Below are 852 nucleotides of genomic sequence, written 5' to 3'. Positions count from 1 at the left end.
CAGTCTTATGGCATCCCGCCCAGCGTGCTGGGTCCTGCGCTCTTCTTTCAACCGAATGAGCCTCCCCGCCGTCTTAGGCTAGAAGAGATCGCAGCGATCAACGGGGTCACGCTCGAGGAGCTGCAACAAAGAGTGACCAAAGCATCGTCTGCGTATCGGGGCAATGGCAATGATTGACGCTGTCCTTGATCTCATGACCAACTACAGCATCGCGATTTTGTTTTTAGTGACCTTTTTTTCCTGCCTTTGTATCCCAATACCATCGTCGCTTGTGATGCTCACCGGCGGTAGTTTTGTGGCAACGGGCGATCTAGCACTAGTTTCCACGTTGGCGGCCGCCTATTTGGGTGCGATCACCGGCGATAATGTCGGTTATTTTCTAGCTCGTACATTTGGCAATCTGATCACGGGCTGGCTCGATGCGAACCCTAAACGCACCAAACTGCGCGACAGCGCCAAGGCCTATATGGATGGTAAAGGACCTATCAGCGTGTTTCTTTCCCGCTGGCTCGTCGCGCCGCTCGGTCCCTATGTAAATTTGGTCAGCGGTCTCACCCGTTACAATTGGCCTAAGTTCGCTCTTTGGGGTGCATTAGGCGAAATATTTTGGGTCGGACTCTACGTTGGATTAGGTTATAGTTTTTCAGATCAAATCACTGCGCTTGGCACCATGCTTGGCAATGCGAGCGGCTTTTTAGTCGCTCTTTTTGCTGTCATTTTTCTTGGTCGCTGGCTTTGGAGTGTCAGTAAACCCAAGGCCTAAATTATCTTTTTAAAAAGGACACCACCATGAGCTGGACCACATTTCTAAACGACACAATGGGCCGCATTGGCGCTTTGCAAAAAGAAACG

The 852-nt window shown here is 50.8% G+C and carries 1 protein-coding gene; it reads left to right on the top strand.

All coding sequences use genetic code 11. The annotated features are described in order from the left end of the window. Window positions 1–169: 169 nt before the first annotated feature. Window positions 170–763: a DedA family protein gene (locus ACTG3Z_RS15295; protein ID WP_439143897.1), complete on the top strand. Its 594-nt coding sequence runs from the start codon at window positions 170–172 to the stop codon at window positions 761–763. Window positions 764–852 lie beyond the last annotated feature (89 nt).

The organism is Planktotalea sp. (assembly GCF_965659345.1).
In the GTDB taxonomy this organism is placed as follows: Bacteria; Pseudomonadota; Alphaproteobacteria; order Rhodobacterales; family Rhodobacteraceae; genus Planktotalea.
Note: the sequence above shows the minus strand (reverse complement) of the source record. Positions and strands in the feature narration are given on the sequence as shown.